A 19,014-nucleotide genomic window follows, 5' to 3' on the forward strand; every position below is an offset into this window, starting at 1 on the left:
GAGGGTACGATGAATCGCTTGTGCAGCGCGATGCTCTGTTTGACATGCCTCTGCCTCACAGGCCCCGCCTATGCCGATTCCCTGATTATTACCTATCGAAACGGAAACACGCAAACCGTTCCCCTCGACGAGAAAAGCTCCTCCATACAGTCTCTGCACTATCTGCCGGCCGATGCTCCGGCCTCGATAAACAAACCCGTTATTCCCAAGCCGCATGATGCGCCGGGTGTTCAGGACAAACCCGAGGCACAGGCGCAGGAATCCAGGGAAAAGGCGCAAAAACCCGCTTTCCGGATCAAATGGGCGGACCCGGCTACAGAGCAATAGAGTTTTTGGGAGAAACGGACCTATGACATTTTTGGGACTTCAGGTTACGGGATGGACGGGCGATACCGCCCTGTTTCGCTTCTACCGGAGCGGGCGGATCAACATTTTTCATGTCATACCGACGTCATTACGTCGGTTTTTTTTGTCCGGTTGTCGCACAAAGGGCACGAAATTGAGGGATCGGGAGGAGGTGAGCACGAGTTCGGCAATGCTTTGTTTTGATACGCTGGTACAGAGTACACAGTAATTACAAGGAGGAGTTATGTCGGAAAAAATGATTAAAAAAAGCAGAGTGCTCATTACCACGCTACTTGGGACCCTGGTGGTCGCCGCTCTTACCATATGGGGCTGCGGAGACTCCGGCACGAAGGGGTACACGGACGTAACGGCCCAGCAGGCGGCATCGATAACGACAACCAAGACAGCCAATGCGCTCATCGAGCCGGCCACCCTCAAACAGTGGATGGACGAAGGCAAGGTTAACAACAGCGACGCTGCCAGCCTGGACAAAGTCGTAATCATAACCGTAAGCCCCTCGACCAATTATACTGCGCTGCACATCCCTGGCGCTCAACTCCTCAACTCAAGCTCCGAGCTTGCCATAACCCGGCTGGAAGCGGTCGCCACCAACACCAGCGAGATACCGACCGGTCCTTTGATGGATGGCATGATCCAGCGCTTCGGCGTCACCAAAAACACCACCCTGGTGTTCACGGTGAGCAAAGGGCAGAGCCTGATGAACGCAACCAGAGCCTATTATACCTTCCGTTACTGGGGTTTCCCCAAGGAGCGCCTGAAGGTGCTGAATGGTGGAGACGATGCCTGGAACGATGCGGCAACCGCCAACTCCTGGGACACCGCATACGCTTTGACGACAACCGTACCGACCGTCACGGCCTCCACGTTCAGCGTACGTGACCTCTATGCCGGAAGCACCAGCAACTTCAACGTTCGTTATTCCATCGGCGAAATGCTGACGCTTGTGGACAAGATAAACGCCGGCACGCTTACGACCGGCACCACCGGCGTATCACTCATCGATGCCCGCGGTGGGGTTAACGCGACGACAGGTGTTTATATTCAAAACTCCATAGAAGACAATTACGCCAGCTATTGGACCGCTGCAGCAGGGAAAACAGGGGTACTGAACAGCGTCGCCGACCAGACCGCCTATCTTACCGCTGAAGGCGTGACCGCAGCCAAAAGCATGAATTACGTTTACTGCGCCTCAGGACACCGGGCGTCCGTCCCCTACTTTGTGCTTGACGGCATGCTCAATTGGCCGGTGACCCTTTATGACGGTTCCTGGCAGCAGTGGTCTTCCTATTTGTCCACCGCTACCGCAAACAAGGTTGCGGCAGCCTGGCAAACGGATGCGCTGACTTCGGGAACGACCATCAGCCGGACCTATAACGGCTCCGGCGCAGCCCTTACCCCCGGCACGTCCGTAACCCTGGATGCTGCTTCCAACGCCATGTACACCTCCGTCACCGACTCCCGCGCCAATCAGCAATTGCTTGAAGACAAGGCGTATTTCACCAGCGGGACCACCTCGTCGACAACGCCTACTACCGGCGGTGGCGGCACCGGCAGCGGTTGTTAGCGTCGTAGAATCATGTGTTCCGGCTTTTCGGTAATTATATTTCGAGCGAAGGAGATAACTCCATGTCTATAATCAGTAAAATCAGTACGGCGACTGCCCTGATATTAGGTTTTGCCGGCACGGCCCTTGCGGGCCCCCAAATGACCTTTGGGCCGAATGACGAGGGCCTGCTGCAATTGGATTACAAGGGACAATTCCAGATGGTGGTGCGTGACACCGGCACCGGAGCGGACAAGTCGAATACCACCACCGACTTCAACTTCAGGCGCAACCGCCTGGCGTTGATGGGGCGTTACGGCGACATCATGGGCCTCTATGTGCAGACGGAATTCACGGAGAACCAGAACGTCACGCCGCTGACCGTCACCGATGGCGATGCCGGCACCGATTTCTCGCTGCTCGATGCGGTGGCGCGTTTCGACTTCAACAATGCCTTCAACGTGTATGCCGGCAAGTTCAAATACAACCTGACCCGCGAGAATCTGGACGCCTGCGAGAACCCGCTGACCCTCGACCGCTCGCTCTTCATCCGCGCACCGTATGTCAGTACCCGCGACAAGGGGGTCGCCATCTGGGGCAACCTCTTTAACGACATGTTCCAGTACCGGGCCGATGTCATGAACGGCCGCAGCGCCAGCGGCGACGTCACGCCGAAATCCAATTTCCGCTATTCCTTCCGCGGCCACGTGTCGCTCCTCGACCCCGAAAACACCTACGGCTACAAAGGGACCTACCTGGGCAAGAAAAAGGTCCTCACCATCGGCGGGGCCTATCAGTTCGAACCGGATGTCGCCTATTCCGACGCGGTCAACAAGACCGGCTCGGTGGATTACAAAGGGTGGACGACCGACCTGTTCTTCGAATACCCGCTTGAGGGCATGGGAACGGTCACCTTTTCCGGGGCATACGAGGACATCGACCTGGGCGACGCCTACAAGGGAGCCAACCCCGATGCCGGCACCATCGGCATTACGGGACAGAAAAACGGCTGGTACGTCAAGGCCGGCTACATGCTTCCCACCGTGCCGCTCCAGATCTTCGGCCGCTATGAGAAGTGGAAGTTCGCCGCCCTCAACCTGAGCAGCAGCGGCCTCACCACGGACACCATCTACGACCAGCGGGTGGACTGGTTCGGGGTCGGCGCCAACTACTATTTCCGCGATCAGAACCTGAAGCTCACCTTCGAGTACAGCAACACCGATTTCGACAAGACCAACGCATCGACCAAGGACTACAACACCTTCATCACCCAGCTCCAGGTTATTTTCTAGCCTGGACCGATCAAACGCCGTTCAACCTGGCAGGTCTCGCAACCTGCCAGGTTTTTTATATTCAAAACAGGCGTGATGACGTGCTATAGTGTATCAATTTTAAGAAGTTAAAGGTCCCTTCTCAGCACATGCCGATTCCATTTACGACCCACGGCAGAGTCCCTGCCCTGCTTCTGCTGTTGTGCTGGTTTCCGGTGATGTTCGCCGGATGCCGGGGAGCAGAGAAGACATCCTCCTGCGTGCAATGCCACAAAGGTATCGAGGATGTCTCGAAGAGCCATGGGGAGTGTGTTTCGTGCCATGGCGGCAAGCCCAGGGAAATGGATAAGAAAAAGGCGCACCAGGGTATTTTCGGCATCTCCAGCCCGGAGTACATCGGACGTTGGGAGAACGGCTGCGCCCCTTGCCACCGTTACCAGTTCGAGCGGATGAAGAGTAACCTGATGTACACTGCCGCCGGGATGATCCGTAACATCCAGTTGACCTGGGAGGGAGAGGACGGCAACCGCTACACCGCCCATGGCGAAAAACAGTACGATGCCGAAGGCATGCCGATTTCCCCCAAGCCGGTGGCGAACCTGAATAACCTGTCCGGTGAACTGTACCGTAAATTCTGCGCCCGATGCCATGTGGGGGCACAGACCTCCGGCGTCTATGCCGCCAGCCACGGCTCCGGCTGCGCCGCCTGCCACTTTCCCTGGAACGACGCCGGCACCTACGAGGGGGGCGACAAAACCATGCGGGGCAAGGGAGGGCATTCCGCCAGCCATGCCTTAAGCGCCCTGCCCGACACCCGCACCTGCTCCCGCTGCCACAACCGGAGCGGCAGGATCGCCCTCTCCTACCAGGGGTTGTACGACGGCAACAACGGCCTGGTCCCCACCAGGGGGGGCGAAGGGGGGCCGGAGATGGCCAGCGGGGCGCGGAATCTGGTGCACATCGCCCCCGACGTCCACTTCAGCGCCGGCATGGAGTGCATCGACTGCCACACCTCGCGGGACGTGATGGGGGACAGCTATTCGTACCGCAACATGTATCTCCAGACCGAAACCGCCTGCGAGGATTGCCACGGCAGCGCCACCCGGCCGCCCCGCTACCGGGAGATCGCCCGGGAGAACGACGAGGCGCTGCGGGAATCGAAGAGCTACAAGATACAGATGCGTCCCGGCATGAAGATGATCCTGACCGCAAAGGGACGCAGCTATTCCAACGTGTTTTTCCGGGACAACCAGGTCTGGGTGCTGGGCAAGCGGAGCGGAAAACTGCACCGCAGCAAGGTGATCACCGGCACCCCGGAGCATACCATCGCCGGGCACGGCCGCCTGGAGTGCTATGCCTGCCACTCCCGCACCTCGGTGCAGTGTTACGGCTGCCATACGAAATACGACAAAACGGTCGCGGGCAGGGATTTCATCAAGGGTGCGGACACGCCGGGCGCCTTCAGCGAAACCGAGGACTACCGCACCCCCTACCCCTTCCCTCTGGCGCTCAACCAGCGGGGCCGCATCTCGCCGGTGACGCCCGGATGCCAGACCTTTGTGACCGTGGTGGAGGCGGACGGCCGGAACTCCCGGACCGAGTACGTGTCGCGCTTCAAGGGGCGGCAGCAGTTGCGCTTTGCGCCGTTTTACTCCCACAATACCGGGAAAAGGGCGATCGGCTGCGCCGAATGTCACGGCAACCCCGCCTTCCTGGGGTTCGGCCAGCATGTGGTGGAGGGGAACGCCATCCGCGGCACCCTGATCTGCGAGCGTTCGGACGGCAAACCGCTGGACGGGTTCCTGACCCTGGAGAACGGGCGGGTCAAGGCCTTCTCGGCCATAACCAGGGAGAACGCCCGGCCCCTGAACGGCGGCGAGATCAAGCGGGCGCTCTCGGTCAACCTCTGCCTCCCCTGCCACGTCCGGGCCAACGACCCGATCTACCGGAAAGGACTGGACTACCGTGCCCTGGATGACACGCTTCATCGCCGCCTGCTGTCTGACCGCTAGTCTGGCACTGGCGGCGGCCGCCTCCGGGGGGCTCCCGGCGACACCGGGAAAAACCGCCCGGTCCGCACCCCACAGCGCCCTGCCTTGCGTCGCCTGCCACAGGCTCGGGGGGAGATACAGCGATCCCGCGTCCAGAGGGAACCGCGCCGCGGGGTGCATTACCTGCCACCGGGGGTACGACGCCATCTTCGACCGGCCCATGGCGACCCGGCTCGGGGAACAGCAGTTCGTCCAGCGCAGCTATGCCAAATGGGACAGCGGCTTCTTTGCCAAAAACTGCTCCTCCTGCCATGTGCGGGGATGCCTGGACTGCCACGGCAACGCCCACGCCATGGTCAGGCCGGGCATGGCCGCCTGCCAGACCTGCCACAAGGGGTACTACACCGGGTGGGACTATGCGGGGCGGGCGCCGCGTGAGGATAACATGCGCTATCAGCGGGGCCTGGCGGTCAACGGCGAAACCTTCCTCAAGATGCTGCCGGACGTGCATTACCGGGCCGGCATGACCTGCTCCACCTGCCACACCATGGCCAGCCTGGCCCAGGGGAAGAAGGCGGCCAAGGGATGCCGGGAGTGCCACCGTCCGAGCCCGAAGGTCGTTGAGCACCGCATCGCCGCCCATCTGGAGCGGCTGGAATGTTATGCCTGCCATTCGGCCTGGGCACCCCAGGAGTACGGCACCTTCTTCCTCCGTTTCCGAGACCCGCGGCAGAAGGAGGATTTCGACCTGAGGCCGGGGGAAAGCGGTGAATACCTGCGGAGCGCGTACCTGAGAAAACAGGACGCTCCGCCCCTGGGGTTCAACGCGGCGGGGCGGCTGAGCCCGATCCGGCCGCAGTTCATCGCCTATTACACCGATATCCAGTCGGCCCGGAACAGCGGTCCCGAGAATATCCTCCTGGCCGCGGAGTGGCGGGCCTTCTTCCCCCACACGGTACAGCGGGGGACCGTCACCTGCGAGGGGTGCCACGACAACCCGCGCCGGTTCCTGCTGGAGCGTCCCTCGGAGCGCATCTATCAACTGAGGCGGGACGGCATGCAGCTTGACTCCTTCTGGTCCCAGGAGGGGCAGAAGATCGTGAACGGCACTTTCATGACAGCTTCCCGCTACCGGCGCATGGCCGGCAAGGGACCTGCCTACACAAAGGCGTACATCGAAAAATGGAAAACGTTCCTCAATCGCGTCGAACCTTCATCGCGTCCCTGACCGCGCTTTTCTGTTCCGCACTGCTGCTCCGGCGGTACCTCACGCCGCGCAAGGCGGCCGGCGGTAAGGCACTGGCCAGCGTGGCCAAGACCGAGATCCCCGCACAGGGAGCCCTGGTCTTCCGCGAGGCGCGGGTTGCGCTCATGCGCTCCGGCGACGATATCTACGCCCTGAGCCTGGTGTGCACCCACCTGGGCTGCACCGTGAACGTCGCCCCTGACGGATTGTCCTGCCCCTGCCACGGCAGCCGGTTCGACCGCAGGGGAATGGTGACGCAGGGGCCCGCGGACCGGCCGCTCCGGCGGATGAGGGTTGAGGAAAGAGAGGGCATGATCGAGGTGACCGCCGTATGATCCGGGAGTTCGTCAAACACCTGTTCCCGCGGGTGGTGCTGGAGCGCAATCTGGCGATCAGTTACACCCTCTGCCTGGGCGGACTGGCCTTCACCGCCTTCCTGCTGATGGCCGCCAGCGGCCTGTTGCTCATCGTCTATTACCAGCCGACCCCGGAGCGGGCCTTCACCTCCATCCTCTTCCTGGAGTCGTCGGTGTGGGGGGGCGCCTACCTGCGCAGCCTGCACCGGCTCTGTTCCCACGCCTTCCTGATCCTGATCTTCCTCCATACCCTGCGGGTCATCCTCACCGGAGCCTATCACCGGCCGCGCCAGCTCAATTGGGTGATCGGATTCCTGCTCCTCTGCCTGGGCCTTTTCGAGGCCTATACCGGCTATCTGCTCCCCCTGGACCAGTTGGCCTACTGGGCGACCCAGACCGGCATGGAACTCCTGACAACCGCCCCCCTGGGCGAACACCTGCGGGCCATGCTGGTGCCGGACGGCGTCGGCCAACCCCTGTCCCTGCTCCGTTTCTACGCCTTGCACATCGTCATCATACCGCTGACCCTCGGTGCCCTCTCCATGCTGCATTTCTACCGGGTACGAAAAAACAAGGGGGTGCTCCCCTACCTATGAAACAGGGATTCGTCAAAAGCTCTCCCGTTTTTTTCCGGCTCATCGCCCGGTCGGGGCTCTTCTTCGCGGCGGCGCTGCTGGCGGCGGCGATGGTCGTCCCGGCGCCGCTCCAGGAGGCGGCCAACCCGGCCCTGACCCCCAACCCGGTCAAATCGGCCTGGTTTCTGCTCTGGATCCAGGAACTGGTCAGCTATTCCCGCTTCATGATCTACCCGGTCATGGCGCTGGGAGGCCTGTTCCTGCTCCTCCCCTGGCTCCCCTGCGGAGGGCGTCCGTATCAGGCCGCCTGGTTCCCACGGGAACAACGGGCCGTCAACCTGCTGGCGTGCGGCGCTTTCATCGTCATCGTGGCGCTTACCGTCATCGCCCTGTTCTTCCGGGGGACAAATTGGTCGCTCTCCTTTCATCCCTGACCGTTCTCCTTTGCCTGCTCTCCCCGCCCGCCTGGGCCGGACAGGGGCAAAGGTGCCTGAACTGCCACCCCTCCCATTACGGGGACCGGGGCGCCTGCACCGACTGTCACCGGGGCAACCCCCTGTCCAAACGGAAGAACGTCGCCCATCACCTGCTGATTCCCGGACGCTACGCCCGCTTCACCCTGGGGGACACCACGGAGGTTGTACAGGGAAACCGCCTGCTGGAACAGCTTGCCTGCCGGCGCTGCCATGTGAGCGGCGGCAAAGGAAATCGCCTGGCCACCTCCCTGGACACCCTGCCCGCGACCAGGGTGCCGGGGGAGATTGCAGCCTCCGTCATGTCGCCGGCCCTGGGCATGCCCGACTTCAAATTGGACGAGGCCCAGGTGGTGACCGTCGTCAATGCCCTGTTTGCCGGAGCCCGGAAGGGGGAACGGCGGGAACGGGAACGGCCGCTGGTGGTCTTTTTCGAGAAGAGCGGACCGGCCGCGAAGGATGTGTTCAGCCGCACATGCGGCCCCTGCCACCGCATGCTCACCATGGGGCGGGGCCTGCTCGGGTCGGGGACCATAGGCCCGAACCTGTCGGGCCTCTTCTCACCTTTCTACCCTCCCACCTTTGCGGGCGGAAAGCCCTGGACCGCGGAGCGTCTGACGAAGCGCCTGCACAATCCCCGGCAGGTTTCCACCTTCGCCCTCATGCCGCCGGTGCCCCTCAATGCTTCAGATTTGAAGGAACTGAAGGCCCTGCTCGCGACAGAGGGCGACGGCACGGCGAATATGCTTGTGCATCCACCCGGAAAACAATATGATTTCCCCTAAAGCACCCAAAAGGAGTTGTGCATGACACGAAACACAACACTGATCGGCATCACGGTGGCACTGTCGCTGTCCGCAACGGCGCAGGCCGCCCTTGCATTCCCCAAAGACGGCTTCGGCAACCACTCCGCAAACAAAACGGTTTCCCAAAAGCAGCCGGCCCTTTCCGGCACGGTGGCGGAACTTTATAAAAACAAGAATACGCTCAACAAGAAAAAGGTTGCGGTACGAGGCAAGGTCGTCAAGGTTGCCACGGGGATCATGGGGAAAAACTGGGTCCATCTGAGGGACGGCAGCGGCAGCGCCAAGAAGCGGACCAACGATCTGACCGTCACCACCCGGGCGTTACCCAACGAGGGGTCGACGGTCACGGCGGTGGGGATACTCCACAAGGATCGGGATTTCGGCGCCGGCTACAAGTACGAGTTGATCATCGAAGATGCCGAACTCCAGCCCTGACCCCGCGCCCGTACCCATCGCCGTGGGCGTCAGTTCCTGCCTTTTGGGGGAGCGGGTCCGCTACGACGGCGGCCACAAGCATGACCGTTCCATAACCGGCTGTCTGGGGCGTCTGTTCCGGCTCGTGCCGGTCTGCCCCGAGGTGGGATGCGGCCTGCCCACGCCCCGGGAACCCATGAGCCTGGAGGGGGACCCGGCCGCTCCCCGCCTTGTGGCGAACATGAGCCGGATCGACCTGACCGACCGGATGCTGACTTGGTGTGCAAGGCGGGTTGTGGATTTGGAAGGCGAGAATCTGTGCGGTTTCATCTTCAAGAAGGGTTCGCCCAGCTGCGGTCTGTACCAGGTGCCGATCCACGACGGCGGAGCGGTCAGGAACGGCGCCGGCCTGTTTGCGACGGCCTTGACCCGGCGCTTCCCCCTCATGCCGGTGGAGGAAGAGGGACGCCTGAGCGACCCAGGCTGCCGCGAAGAGTTCATCCAAAGGGTCCTGGACTATCGGCGTGAAAGGCTTTAACGGCATAGGACTTATAAGACCTATAAGTCCCAGAGTTCCCATAAGTCCCATTTGTCCTATTTCTTTTCAATCACCCCTTACTCCCCCTTGAAATCCGGTTTGCGTTTCTCGTTGAAGGCGTTCTTCCCCTCCAGGTAGTCGTAGCTGTCGTAAACCTTGCGGCGCAGTCCCTGAATACGTTCAAAGGTCTCGGGGCTCAGGGGGTGGGAATTGCCCAACAGGCGCAACTGCTCTTTGATGACGGCGATGGCCAGGGGCGAGTTCTCGGCGATCTGGTGCGCCAGGCCGTAGCAGTAGCGCTCCAACTCCTCCGTGGGCACCAGGTGGTTGAGGATGCCGATCTGGAGGGCCCGTTCCGCGTCGATCGGCCTGGCGGTGAAGAACATCTCGCGGGCCATGCGCGGCCCGACCACATTGATGAAATGCAGAATACCGGTGGAGTTGTAGGGGACCCCGATCTTGGCCGGGGTAATGGCAAAGGAACAGGCGGGACAGCCGACGGCCATGTCGCAGATAAAGGCCAGATCGCAAGCCCCGCCCCAGACGCTCCCCTCGATCATGGCGATCACCGGCGCCGGGAAGAGCTGGATCTCCCGCAGTGCCTGCTCCAGGGGGTCGTTGTAGGAAAGCGGGTCGCGTCCCGGCACCGGCAGTTCATTGATGTCGAAGCCGGACGACCAGACCTTGACCCCCGGATGGGCTCTGATGATCACGGCCCTCGCCTTGCGCCGGGCAAAGAGTTGCAGGGCTTCGATCAACTCGTGAAGCAGTTCGTTGGAGAGGCTGTTGCGGGTTTCCGCGTGATTGAAGGTCGCGGTGCCCACGTGGTCGCTGTAGGATGACAGAATAAGGGACATGAGATTCCTTTCACAGGCTCGGATGTTTTCCTTATACCTGCACCTGAAGTAAAAGCAAGCGACCGGCGGGCAATTTTCCCGACATTCGCACCTGCCGCTTGACTTGCGACGTCAAACGCAGTATGTAGCCAAGTAGGATTAAGGTTAACCGTTCCCGCACGCAAAGGTCATCCATGCACCTGCGTCTCTCCCTCATCGTCAAACTCACCCTCGCGACCTCGCTGATCCTGGTCGGCTTCATGAGCCTTCTGGACTACGTCAACCTCAAAAACTTCAAGCGGGCGACCATCGAGTACGCCGCCTCCAATGCCGACCAGTTGACGGAGATCATCAACCAGAGTACCTACGACGCCATGATGAAGAACGACAAGGCCAGTCTGTACCAGATGATCGACCGGATCGCCCAGAGCAGGAGCATCGAACATATCAGCCTCATCGATCGCACCGGCACGGTCGTCTACTCCAGCCACAGGAGCGAGGTCGGCACGGTCATCGACCAGAAGAACGAGGCCTGCATCTTCTGCCATCAGCCGAACAACACCCGGCTCTATTCCCCGACCAGCAACAGCAGCCGGGTGTACCGGATCGTCGGCGGCGCCGAAGTGCTCGGCTACACCAAGGCCATCTACAACCAGCCGGAATGCTCTACCGGCGCCTGCCATTTCCACGACAAGGACCACCATATCCTCGGCGTGCTGGACATCACCGTGTCCCTGGAAAACCTGCGGCAACAGTCCCACGAGTACCGCATGGAGTTCATCGTCATGACCTGCCTGCTGCTCCTGCTCATCGGGGTCCTGATCACCTTCATGACCCAGCGGCTCGTTGACCGCCCGGTGCAGCGCCTGGTGCAGCACACCGCCCAGGTGTCGGCGGGGAACATGGACGCCCGCATCCCCATCACCAGCGCCGATGAACTGGGCGACCTGGCGGAGGCGGTCAACGACATGACCGAGAGCCTGGCCAAGGCCCAAGAGGAGTTGAAGGACTGGGCCGACAGCCTGGAGCACAAGGTTGAGGAGCGCAGCCTGGAGATCAGGCAGATGCAGGCCCAGCTCAACCGCTCCGAGAAGCTGGCTTCCCTGGGTAACCTGGTGGCGGGTATCGCCCACGAGATCAACAACCCCCTGAGCGGCATCCTGCTCTACGCCTCCATCGTGGATAACGACAAGCGCCTCGACCCGCTCCTCAAACCGGACCTGGAACGGGTCATAGCCGAGTGCCGCCGCTGCGCCGATATCGTCAAGCAACTTCTGGAGTTCTCCCGCGAGGCCTTGCCCCACAAGGGACCGGTGTCGCTCAACGAGCTTCTCGACAAGGTTACCGGCCTGCTCCAGCACCAGCCCAGCTTCCAAAACATCCGTATCGAACGGTCCTACGACCCCAGCCTGGGCCCGGTGTTTGTGGATGCCAACCAGATGCAACAGGTGTTCGTCAACCTGTTCATCAACGCCAGCCATGCCATGCCCAAAGGCGGGCTGATCAGCATCACAACCTCAAAAACGGATAACGGCGGCTTCGCCCGGGTGGACATCGGGGACAGCGGCTGCGGCATCTCCGAGGAGGACCTGCAGCGCATCTTCGACCCCTTCTTCACCACCAAGGCGGAAGGAACCGGGCTGGGGCTCTCCATTTCATACGGGTTCGTGGAAAACAATTCGGGGAAAATCGAGGTAACAAGCAAGGTAGGGGTGGGAACGACCTTTACCATCCTGCTGCCGCTTCAGGAGGGCGGAGAGGAAGAGCAGGGGGCGACATGATTGATAGGTTTTATAGGACTTATAGGATTTATAGGATTTATGGGACTTATAGGACTTAAGTTCATAGTCTTATAAGTCCTATTGATCCTATAAGTCCTATTGATCCTATAAGCCCTATTGATCCCATAAGCCCAATATCTTTCACTTCTCCATCTGCGCCTTCACCGAGATCCCCAGCCGCTTGAGCATCCCCTGGAAGTTGGGGCGCAGGATGCCGGTCTCCTCGGCGGCCCGGGTGATATTCCAGTTGTTCCGCTCCAGGGCGCTCATGACAAAGGCCTTTTCGATGGATTCCACCGCATGGTCCCGGATGTGGCGCTTCATCTCCTTCAGTTCGTCCGCCGTGTGGGGAACATATTCTTCCGTCTCGTCGGGCGGCGCACCGCCGTCATCCTCCGCCAGCAGTTCCAGATCCTCCTTGTGGATGACCTCCCCCGCCGCCAGCACCACCGCGCGCTCAATGGTGTTCTCCAGCTCCCTCACGTTGCCGGGATAATCGTAGGATTCCAGAAGCGCCATGGCATCCGGCGAGATTCCCCGGATATTCTTGCCGATCATGGCGGTGAACTTCTTCAGGAAGTGGTTGATGAGAAGCGGAATGTCCCCTTTGCGCTCACGCAGGGGGGGCAGTTCGATGGGGATGATGTTGAGGCGGAAGAACAGGTCTTCGCGGAAGGTTCCTTCGGCGACCATGGTCCTGAGGCTCCGGTTGGTGGCCGCCACCAGATGGATATTGATGGGGACCGGTTGGGTCCCCCCGATGGGGGTCACCATGCGCTCCTGAAGGACCCGCAGCAGCTTGGCCTGGGTCGCCATGCTGATGTTGGAGACCTCGTCCAGGAACAGGGTGCCGCCGTCCGCCACCTTGAAGAGCCCGGTCTTGGCCTGGATGGCCCCGGTAAACGACCCCTTGACGTGACCGAACAGCTCGCTCTCCAGGAGATTCTCCGCCAGGGAGCTGCAATCCACGGCCACAAACGCCTTGTCGCTCCGCGGGCTGTTCTTGTGGATGGCGCGGGCGACCAGCTCCTTGCCGGTGCCGCTTTCACCGGTAACCAGCACCGTACTGTCGGTCATGGCCACCTGCATGATGCGGTGGTAGACCTTCTGCATTTCCTTGCTCTGGCCCACGAACAGGTCGAATCCCTGGTGGGAGATCGCATCCTTCTTCTGACTGAACTCTTCCAGCAACAGGACCCGCTGCTCCAGGGCCCGTTCGACCTTTTCGAGAAACTGTTCGGGGGAAAAGGGCTTGGCAATGTAGTCCACCGCCCCGTTCTTCATGGCCTCCACAGCGGTATCCACGGAGGCGTAGCCGGTGATCATGATGACCGGTGCCTCGGGTTGGAGCGCCTTGACCGCCTTGAGCACCTCGATGCCGTTCATGCCCGGCATCTTCAGATCGGTGACGATCAGGTCGAAATCCCGCTCATGCAGGGACTCGATGGCGCTGTGGCCGCTCACGCACGTTTCAACACTGAATCGTTCGCCCTCAAGAATGCGCTTCAGCGCGTCCCTGATCACTGCCTCGTCATCCACCACGAGCACCCGGAACTGTGCCATCCTGTTCCCCCTCCCACCAGGTTTCAGAATATGTCAGCCGATTGATAATTACTTTTTTCTTTTAGCAAGACAATACTTTAATTCACGAAAACTTCAATATGTATAATTTTGCTATACGGCTGTTCCATCACCCGCCTCAGCGTAAAATCAAAATCATTCCGAGCAACTAGCAACGCACATGTTTTTGCTCGCGTTTTTTTGACTGTATGCCTTTGCTATACATGCGGCCGGTTCATCCAGCCGGATGAACTCCGGCGCAATTGTAAAAATAGCAACTGATTCAAGCATGTTATCCCTGATTTTTCCACAGTCGGCAGGCTATGGCACGGTCGATGCTTTATCAGTAAGCAAGAGAACAATGCAGACAGTCGAAACAAGAAAGGAGAGAGCCATGAGAACCGTATCAGCAACGTTATTTTCACTGATGATCACTGCCGGCAGCGCGCTGGCGGCGGGAGGCGGAGCAGAAGGGGAAGGCCTGAGCATGTTCGGCGCGCTCTTCATCGCATTCGGTATCCTGATCGTCCTGTTCCAGTTTATCCCCGGCATCATGCTGCTGGTCGGAATGCTCAAGGGGATCTTCTCGGCAAACGAGAAAAAAGCGCACAACGTCAACAAATAGCCTAAAAAGGCCCGGTGTAACTTTTAAAACAACCTGCGAGTGCTATACTACAATCCGAGGAGGCTACCATGAAAACCACAGCTTTGAAAAACGCTCTCATGATCACCATCGGCTCCGCATCGAGCGCCTTTGCGGCAAACGGCGCGCGGGAAGACAACAGCGGGCTCTTCGTCTGGATCTTCCTGGGGTTCTGCGCCCTGATCGTCGTTGCCCAGCTCATGCCGGCGGTACTGATGATGCTCGGCTTTGCCAAGGCCATGGGCAAGGAGAAGGTGGCTGAACCGCAGACCGTAACCCACAAATAGCGCGGCACAGATCAAGCACTTTATGCCGGTTTCACATCAAGGACCGGAACCGGAAACACGTCAACGGAACATTGCGCACCTGACAGCAACACTATCCTCTTGCCCCGCACGAGACGGGGCCAGGGAGAAGGAGAGCTCACGTGAAGACGGATGTCTGCAAAGTGATACTGTGCCTGGCGATTTTCATGCTGCCCGCCGCCGCGCTTGCGGCCGACGCGGGCAATGACGCCTGTCTCGCCTGCCACGGCAACCGGGAGGTTGTCAAAAACGGGGGCGAGCGGCTTTATCTGGAGGCGGGCAAGTTCGCCTCCACGTCCCACGCCCTGATCGGCTGCACCTCATGCCATGACTCGGTAACCGCGAAGCATCCCCATGACGGCTCCCGGCCCAATAAGGCCCGGTGCAAGGAATGCCACGCCCCCATCCAGACGGAATACGCCGCAAGCCTCCACGGCAGCAAGGCGACCTGCAACGACTGCCACAACCCCCACGAGGTCAAGCCGAGCATCGCCGTATCCGGCGAGTACCTGAATGGCAAGTGCGCCAAATGCCATGACAAGGAAAAGACCGTCAAAAGTCATTCCAAATGGCTCACCCAGGCGGATCTGCACCTGGATTCCCTTCCCTGCATCACCTGCCACACCGGCTCCAAGAATTACGTCATCAACATGACCATCGAAAACAAGAAGCCGGGCGAGCCCCACGGCGATTTCAAGACCGCCGGCTATGGCGAACTCATCGCTCTTCGGCCCATAAACGGGGATATCAGCCGACTGGTCGACAAAAACGGCGACGGCCTCATCTCCCTGATTGAACTGAGGGAGTTCAACCATGAAGCGCGCGGCAAGGGGATGCGGCTGTGGGGCATGATGACCCCGGAGACGGTAACCCACACCTATCAGATCAACGAAAAATGCTGGGACTGTTCCTTCTGCCACGCTTCGGGTCCCAAGGCGATGCAGACCAGCTATGTGGAATTTCCCGACCGAAACGGCGGCGTGACCAGGGTGGCGGTTGAAAAGGGCGCCATCCTCGACATCCTCTACGGCACGCCCGACTTCTATATGCTGGGAACCACCCGCAGCACCACCCTCAACATCGTCGGCGCGCTGATCATCGCCGGGGGGATGATGATGCCGATCGGGCACGGCACCTTGCGGTTTTTGACCAGAAAAAACAGAAAGGACCATTGAGCCATGAAACACACCGAACAGATCTACCTCACCCCCATGCCGGTCAGGATCTGGCACTGGCTGAATGCCTTCGGGATCGTGACTCTCTGCGTAACCGCCCTGCAGATCAGGTTCCCCGACTATGTGAACATCTTCGGCACCTACAAGGCGGCCATCCGCCTCCACAATACCGCCGGAGTCGTGGTCTCCATATCCTACGCCCTCTGGCTCATCTACTACATGTTCGTGGCCCGCACCATGATCAAACTCTACGTCCCCACCCTTGAGGACATCAAGCACGGCCTGTTCCGCCAGGCGTTCTTTTACTTCTTCTATTACTTCCTGGGGCGTCCCAACCCGCACCACAGCACCCCGGACAGCAAGTTCAACCCGATGCAGAAGGCTGCATACCTGGTGATCATGTTCATCCTCCTGCCGCTGGTGGTCATTTCGGGCTATTTCCTGATGTACGTCGCCCCGTTGCGGGAGATCTTCGTCGTGGTGGGGGGGATCAAGACCCTGGTAAGCGCCCACTACCTGATCGCCTGCTGCTTCTGCGCCTTCCTGTTCGTGCACATCTATCTGGCGACCCTCGGCCACACCCCGTTTGCCCACTTCAAACCGATGTGGAACGGCTGGGAAGAGGAGGAGGTGGAAGACGGCGTTCCCGAGCAGGCGGCCGGAACGGAGACGGCAGCACCGGCCCACGCGGTCGGCCATCATTCCGGCACGGAAGCGGCGTAAAGAGGTTCCATCGGGAACCCTTGCGCTGCGCGGTAGTGACAACATCCTCAGGAGGACTTCATGCGTCGCAATCTCATCTTTTCCATCATCCTGACGTTTCTGGTCTCCGGTCTGATCGCCCAAGCCGTGGACATAAAGGACATCACCTTTGCCACCGAACATGCCGGCAAGGTCGTCTTCAGCCACAAGAACCATATCCGGCAAAAACAGATGGCCAACAATTGCAAGGCCTGTCACGACACCCTCTACCCGTTCAAGAAAAAGGCCACCTACACCATGGCCGATATGGAGCAGGGGAAATCGTGCGGCGCCTGCCATGACGGCAAAAGCGCTTTTGCCCTGAAGGAATGCGCCCGTTGCCACCGGGTGAAAGAGATCACCTACACGGTGAAAGCCACCGGCACGACCCGTTTCAGCCACCAGAAACACCTGGTCGCCAACCCCAACTGCACCACCTGTCACCCGGCGCTGTTCGCCGCCGGCCACAACAAGCCGACCACCATGGCGGAGATGAAGCAGGGGAAATCGTGCGGTGCCTGTCATGACGGCAAAGCGGCCTTCAGCATCGACAGTTGCGCTTCGTGCCACCCGACCAAGGACCAGAAATACGCCATCAAGGGTGCCGGCAACGTCACCTTCAGCCATGCGACCCATACCGGCCACTACCAGTGCGGCAGTTGCCATACCAAGCTCTACGCCATCGCCCACAGCAAGGCGAAGGTTTCCATGAAGGCCATGGAAAAGGGAAAATCATGTGGCGCCTGCCATAATGGCAAGGCGGCCTTCAGTGTCAAGGCCAACTGCGCCACCTGCCACAAGGCCGGCTGATCCAGATAAATTTCCTGGGGCCTATAAGTCCTGCAAGTCCCGGATACAACAGATTGGAGCAACTACCACCAGGGAGAGATAAACCATGTTCAAAACCCTTGCAGGCCGAGCCCTCGTTCCGGTCGGGATAGCAGTCACGGGATTCGTCATCGTATGCTTCCTGCTCCTCTACTCGGTCATCAGGAACGTCGTCAACCGTGACACGGTCGGATGTGCCACCAACCTGGCCGACACGATCCTCAAATCGACCCGGTACGCCATGCTCAAGTCCGACCGGGAGATGCTCACGACGATGATCCAGAACATCGGCCAGCAGAAGGGGGTCGAGCACATCAGGGTCTTCAACAAGAAGGGGATCGTCAACTTTTCCAACCGGGCGGAGGAGTTGGACCGTCAGGTGGACAAGAAAGCCGAGGGGTGCGTCGGTTGCCATGCCGGCGCCATCCCCTCCGCCTCCCTGGGCCGGATGGAACAGACGCGCACCTTCACCAACGGCGACGGCCGGGAGGTCATGGCCGTCATGGCCCCCATCTACAACGAGCCGGAATGCTTCAATGCCCCCTGCCATGTCCACCCGCCGGCGCAGAAGGTGCTGGGGACCCTGGACATCGGGCTCTCACGGGAGATGCTGCTCAAATCCCTGGCGTCCATCCGCAACCAGATGATCATCTTCACGATCATGATCCTCGTCCTGACCGTCGGCGGGGTCACGGCGCTCCTGCGCAGGAGCGTCTTCCTGCCGTTGCAGAAACTGCGCCGCCTGGCCGAACAGGTGGAGGCGGGTGAACATCCCGAAGCCCATCCTTCCCACTTTCCCCGCGAGCTTGACAGAATCGCCCAATCCCTCTATAACCTGAGCCAGAAGGATTACGCCACCGATGGGGACCCGGCCGCCAGGGAAAAAGGAAATGTCCCGAAGGATTCATAGGTGCAACTGAACTCTCTCATCCGGAACATGCTTCCGGTTTCGCGCACACCGGGTCATGCCATGACACAGACCATTGACAATCAGCCGGCGACCGGCATGGCGCCGCAGCAGAGCCAGGTCGAGTTGGTCGAGCAACAACTCAGGGCTGACGTCAAGCACCTCAACCGCTTCTCCAGCAGGGGGCTGTGGGCTTTCTCCCTGTTCATACTGGTCTGCCTGACGGCATGGCGCGACTTCCCCATGCTCCCCCTGCCCGACACGGTCATTGCGGCCCTCGGCCCGCCGCCGCCGGCCCATATCATCAGCATCGTCCTTTTGTTCTACACCTTCTCCGCCATCATCTTAAGCCTCTCGCGCATGACGGCCGGCATCGAGCACAAAAGCAGCTTCTGCCACGTGGGCTATCTGACCGGTTTCCTGCTCTTCTACCACTTCGCCAAAGCCCTGGACGACAACTTCTGGGCCGTTTTCGGCGCCGGGACCACCATCCTGGCGGTGGAGAGCTACCGCATCTGGAGTTTCTGCCGGGATGCCCTGAGCCGCAAGGCCGAACAGCTCGAATTCATCCAGAGGACCGGCAGGGTCCCGCCGGAAGAGGACTAGGCGGCAGAAAAAGGTCTGTGGGATCAATGGGACTTATGGGACTTATGGGACTT

21 protein-coding genes are annotated in these 19,014 nt (G+C 60.2%); 19 read left to right on the forward strand and 2 right to left on the reverse strand.

Translation table 11 applies throughout. From position 1 onward, the window contains the following. Positions 1 to 9: 9 nt before the first annotated feature. From LDN12_RS12490 to LDN12_RS12540, 11 genes are all read left to right on the forward strand, one after another. The gene (locus LDN12_RS12490) at positions 10 to 327 is read left to right on the forward strand and encodes a hypothetical protein (protein WP_223922989.1); all 318 of its coding nucleotides are present in this window, start codon (positions 10 to 12) and stop codon (positions 325 to 327) included. Positions 328 to 589: 262 nt separating this feature from the next. Then, positions 590 to 1,930, forward strand: coding sequence for a selenite/tellurite reduction operon rhodanese-like protein ExtH (gene extH, locus LDN12_RS12495; protein WP_223922990.1), 1,341 nt, complete (start codon positions 590 to 592; stop codon positions 1,928 to 1,930). 62 nt (positions 1,931 to 1,992) lie between these two features. Then, positions 1,993 to 3,201 (forward strand): selenite/tellurite reduction operon porin ExtI, encoded by a 1,209-nt coding sequence (extI, locus tag LDN12_RS12500; RefSeq protein ID WP_223922991.1) that lies wholly within the window; start codon positions 1,993 to 1,995, stop codon positions 3,199 to 3,201. A gap of 128 nt (positions 3,202 to 3,329) precedes the next feature. Then, positions 3,330 to 5,192, forward strand: coding sequence for a selenite/tellurite reduction operon c-type cytochrome ExtM (extM, locus tag LDN12_RS12505; protein ID WP_374045056.1), 1,863 nt, complete (start codon positions 3,330 to 3,332; stop codon positions 5,190 to 5,192). Then, complete coding sequence (gene extO, locus LDN12_RS12510) at positions 5,155 to 6,399, forward strand: selenite/tellurite reduction operon b-type cytochrome iron-sulfur cluster-binding subunit ExtO (protein WP_308464326.1); 1,245 nt, start codon at positions 5,155 to 5,157, stop codon at positions 6,397 to 6,399. The genes extM and extO overlap by 38 nt, the downstream gene beginning before the upstream one ends. Beyond that, positions 6,354 to 6,752: a ubiquinol-cytochrome c reductase iron-sulfur subunit gene (locus LDN12_RS12515; protein WP_223922993.1), complete on the forward strand. Its 399-nt coding sequence runs from the start codon at positions 6,354 to 6,356 to the stop codon at positions 6,750 to 6,752. Before extO ends, LDN12_RS12515 begins: the two co-directional genes overlap by 46 nt. Further along, complete coding sequence (locus tag LDN12_RS12520) at positions 6,749 to 7,369, forward strand: cytochrome b N-terminal domain-containing protein (protein WP_223922994.1); 621 nt, start codon at positions 6,749 to 6,751, stop codon at positions 7,367 to 7,369. Before LDN12_RS12515 ends, LDN12_RS12520 begins: the two co-directional genes overlap by 4 nt. Next, on the forward strand, positions 7,366 to 7,782 hold the full coding sequence (gene extQ / locus LDN12_RS12525; RefSeq protein WP_223922995.1) for a selenite/tellurite reduction operon b-type cytochrome membrane protein ExtQ: 417 nt from the start codon (positions 7,366 to 7,368) through the stop codon (positions 7,780 to 7,782). The genes LDN12_RS12520 and extQ overlap by 4 nt, the downstream gene beginning before the upstream one ends. Beyond that, positions 7,758 to 8,606 carry a selenite/tellurite reduction operon c-type cytochrome lipoprotein ExtS gene (extS, locus tag LDN12_RS12530; protein ID WP_223922996.1) on the forward strand — a complete coding sequence of 283 codons (849 nt, stop codon included), beginning with the start codon at positions 7,758 to 7,760 and terminating at the stop codon, positions 8,604 to 8,606. The genes extQ and extS overlap by 25 nt, the downstream gene beginning before the upstream one ends. A 21-nt stretch (positions 8,607 to 8,627) precedes the next feature. Next, positions 8,628 to 9,062 carry a hypothetical protein gene (locus LDN12_RS12535; RefSeq protein ID WP_223922997.1) on the forward strand — a complete coding sequence of 145 codons (435 nt, stop codon included), beginning with the start codon at positions 8,628 to 8,630 and terminating at the stop codon, positions 9,060 to 9,062. Continuing rightward, entirely contained in the window at positions 9,043 to 9,579 is a 537-nt protein-coding gene (locus tag LDN12_RS12540; RefSeq protein WP_223922998.1) for a DUF523 domain-containing protein, read from the forward strand. Before LDN12_RS12535 ends, LDN12_RS12540 begins: the two co-directional genes overlap by 20 nt. A gap of 77 nt (positions 9,580 to 9,656) precedes the next feature. Here the strand turns inward: LDN12_RS12540 and scpB are convergent, their stop codons facing one another. Next, complete coding sequence (scpB, locus tag LDN12_RS12545; RefSeq protein WP_223922999.1) at positions 9,657 to 10,436, reverse strand: methylmalonyl-CoA decarboxylase; 780 nt, start codon at positions 10,434 to 10,436, stop codon at positions 9,657 to 9,659. 173 nt (positions 10,437 to 10,609) lie between these two features. Between scpB and LDN12_RS12550 the strand changes: the two genes are divergently transcribed. After that, a complete protein-coding gene (locus tag LDN12_RS12550; RefSeq protein WP_223923000.1) occupies positions 10,610 to 12,196 on the forward strand; it encodes an ATP-binding protein in 1,587 nt (528 codons plus the stop codon). A gap of 141 nt (positions 12,197 to 12,337) precedes the next feature. On the opposite strand, the gene LDN12_RS12555 is transcribed toward LDN12_RS12550, so the two are convergent. Next, positions 12,338 to 13,759 (reverse strand): sigma-54 dependent transcriptional regulator, encoded by a 1,422-nt coding sequence (locus LDN12_RS12555; protein ID WP_223923001.1) that lies wholly within the window; start codon positions 13,757 to 13,759, stop codon positions 12,338 to 12,340. 391 nt (positions 13,760 to 14,150) lie between these two features. Here LDN12_RS12555 and LDN12_RS12560 point away from each other — a divergent pair, with 391 nt between their 5' ends. The 7 genes from LDN12_RS12560 to LDN12_RS12590 all read left to right on the forward strand — a co-directional run bounded on the left by LDN12_RS12560 (position 14,151) and on the right by LDN12_RS12590 (position 18,961). Then, positions 14,151 to 14,381: a hypothetical protein gene (locus tag LDN12_RS12560; protein ID WP_223923002.1), complete on the forward strand. Its 231-nt coding sequence runs from the start codon at positions 14,151 to 14,153 to the stop codon at positions 14,379 to 14,381. Between the two features lie 68 nt (positions 14,382 to 14,449). Then, positions 14,450 to 14,686, forward strand: a complete 237-nt coding sequence (locus tag LDN12_RS12565) for a hypothetical protein (protein WP_223923003.1) — start codon at positions 14,450 to 14,452, stop codon at positions 14,684 to 14,686. 140 nt (positions 14,687 to 14,826) lie between these two features. Beyond that, complete coding sequence (locus LDN12_RS12570; protein ID WP_223923004.1) at positions 14,827 to 15,879, forward strand: cytochrome C; 1,053 nt, start codon at positions 14,827 to 14,829, stop codon at positions 15,877 to 15,879. 3 nt (positions 15,880 to 15,882) lie between these two features. Continuing rightward, positions 15,883 to 16,602: a cytochrome b/b6 domain-containing protein gene (locus LDN12_RS12575; RefSeq protein WP_223923005.1), complete on the forward strand. Its 720-nt coding sequence runs from the start codon at positions 15,883 to 15,885 to the stop codon at positions 16,600 to 16,602. Between the two features lie 60 nt (positions 16,603 to 16,662). After that, positions 16,663 to 17,430, forward strand: coding sequence for a cytochrome c3 family protein (locus LDN12_RS12580; RefSeq protein WP_223923006.1), 768 nt, complete (start codon positions 16,663 to 16,665; stop codon positions 17,428 to 17,430). Positions 17,431 to 17,515: 85 nt separating this feature from the next. Further along, the gene (locus LDN12_RS12585) at positions 17,516 to 18,358 is read left to right on the forward strand and encodes a cytochrome C (RefSeq protein ID WP_223923007.1); all 843 of its coding nucleotides are present in this window, start codon (positions 17,516 to 17,518) and stop codon (positions 18,356 to 18,358) included. 60 nt (positions 18,359 to 18,418) lie between these two features. Beyond that, positions 18,419 to 18,961: a menaquinol oxidoreductase gene (locus LDN12_RS12590; RefSeq protein ID WP_223923008.1), complete on the forward strand. Its 543-nt coding sequence runs from the start codon at positions 18,419 to 18,421 to the stop codon at positions 18,959 to 18,961. Positions 18,962 to 19,014: the final 53 nt, after the last annotated feature.

The sequence above is a fragment of the Geobacter sp. AOG2 genome (genome assembly GCF_019972295.1).
Lineage (GTDB): Bacteria > Desulfobacterota > Desulfuromonadia > Geobacterales > Pseudopelobacteraceae > Oryzomonas.

Bases quoted from the DNA above. Each gene is read 5' to 3' on its own strand.
- extH (WP_223922990.1), top strand. From the start codon at position 590: ATGTCGGAAAAAATGATTAAAAAAAGCAGAGTGCTCATTACCACGCTA.
- LDN12_RS12540 (WP_223922998.1), top strand. From the start codon at position 9,043: ATGCCGAACTCCAGCCCTGACCCCGCGCCCGTACCCATCGCCGTGGGC.
- extQ (WP_223922995.1), top strand. From the start codon at position 7,366: ATGAAACAGGGATTCGTCAAAAGCTCTCCCGTTTTTTTCCGGCTCATC.
- LDN12_RS12555 (WP_223923001.1), bottom strand. From the start codon at position 13,759: ATGGCACAGTTCCGGGTGCTCGTGGTGGATGACGAGGCAGTGATCAGG.
- extM (WP_374045056.1), top strand. From the start codon at position 3,330: ATGCCGATTCCATTTACGACCCACGGCAGAGTCCCTGCCCTGCTTCTG.
- scpB (WP_223922999.1), bottom strand. From the start codon at position 10,436: ATGTCCCTTATTCTGTCATCCTACAGCGACCACGTGGGCACCGCGACC.
- LDN12_RS12490 (WP_223922989.1), top strand. From the start codon at position 10: ATGAATCGCTTGTGCAGCGCGATGCTCTGTTTGACATGCCTCTGCCTC.
- LDN12_RS12575 (WP_223923005.1), top strand. From the start codon at position 15,883: ATGAAACACACCGAACAGATCTACCTCACCCCCATGCCGGTCAGGATC.
- LDN12_RS12580 (WP_223923006.1), top strand. From the start codon at position 16,663: ATGCGTCGCAATCTCATCTTTTCCATCATCCTGACGTTTCTGGTCTCC.
- LDN12_RS12515 (WP_223922993.1), top strand. From the start codon at position 6,354: ATGGAAAACGTTCCTCAATCGCGTCGAACCTTCATCGCGTCCCTGACC.
- extI (WP_223922991.1), top strand. From the start codon at position 1,993: ATGTCTATAATCAGTAAAATCAGTACGGCGACTGCCCTGATATTAGGT.
- extO (WP_308464326.1), top strand. From the start codon at position 5,155: ATGACACGCTTCATCGCCGCCTGCTGTCTGACCGCTAGTCTGGCACTG.
- LDN12_RS12565 (WP_223923003.1), top strand. From the start codon at position 14,450: ATGAAAACCACAGCTTTGAAAAACGCTCTCATGATCACCATCGGCTCC.
- LDN12_RS12585 (WP_223923007.1), top strand. From the start codon at position 17,516: ATGTTCAAAACCCTTGCAGGCCGAGCCCTCGTTCCGGTCGGGATAGCA.
- LDN12_RS12520 (WP_223922994.1), top strand. From the start codon at position 6,749: ATGATCCGGGAGTTCGTCAAACACCTGTTCCCGCGGGTGGTGCTGGAG.
- LDN12_RS12535 (WP_223922997.1), top strand. From the start codon at position 8,628: ATGACACGAAACACAACACTGATCGGCATCACGGTGGCACTGTCGCTG.
- LDN12_RS12560 (WP_223923002.1), top strand. From the start codon at position 14,151: ATGAGAACCGTATCAGCAACGTTATTTTCACTGATGATCACTGCCGGC.
- LDN12_RS12550 (WP_223923000.1), top strand. From the start codon at position 10,610: ATGCACCTGCGTCTCTCCCTCATCGTCAAACTCACCCTCGCGACCTCG.
- LDN12_RS12590 (WP_223923008.1), top strand. From the start codon at position 18,419: ATGACACAGACCATTGACAATCAGCCGGCGACCGGCATGGCGCCGCAG.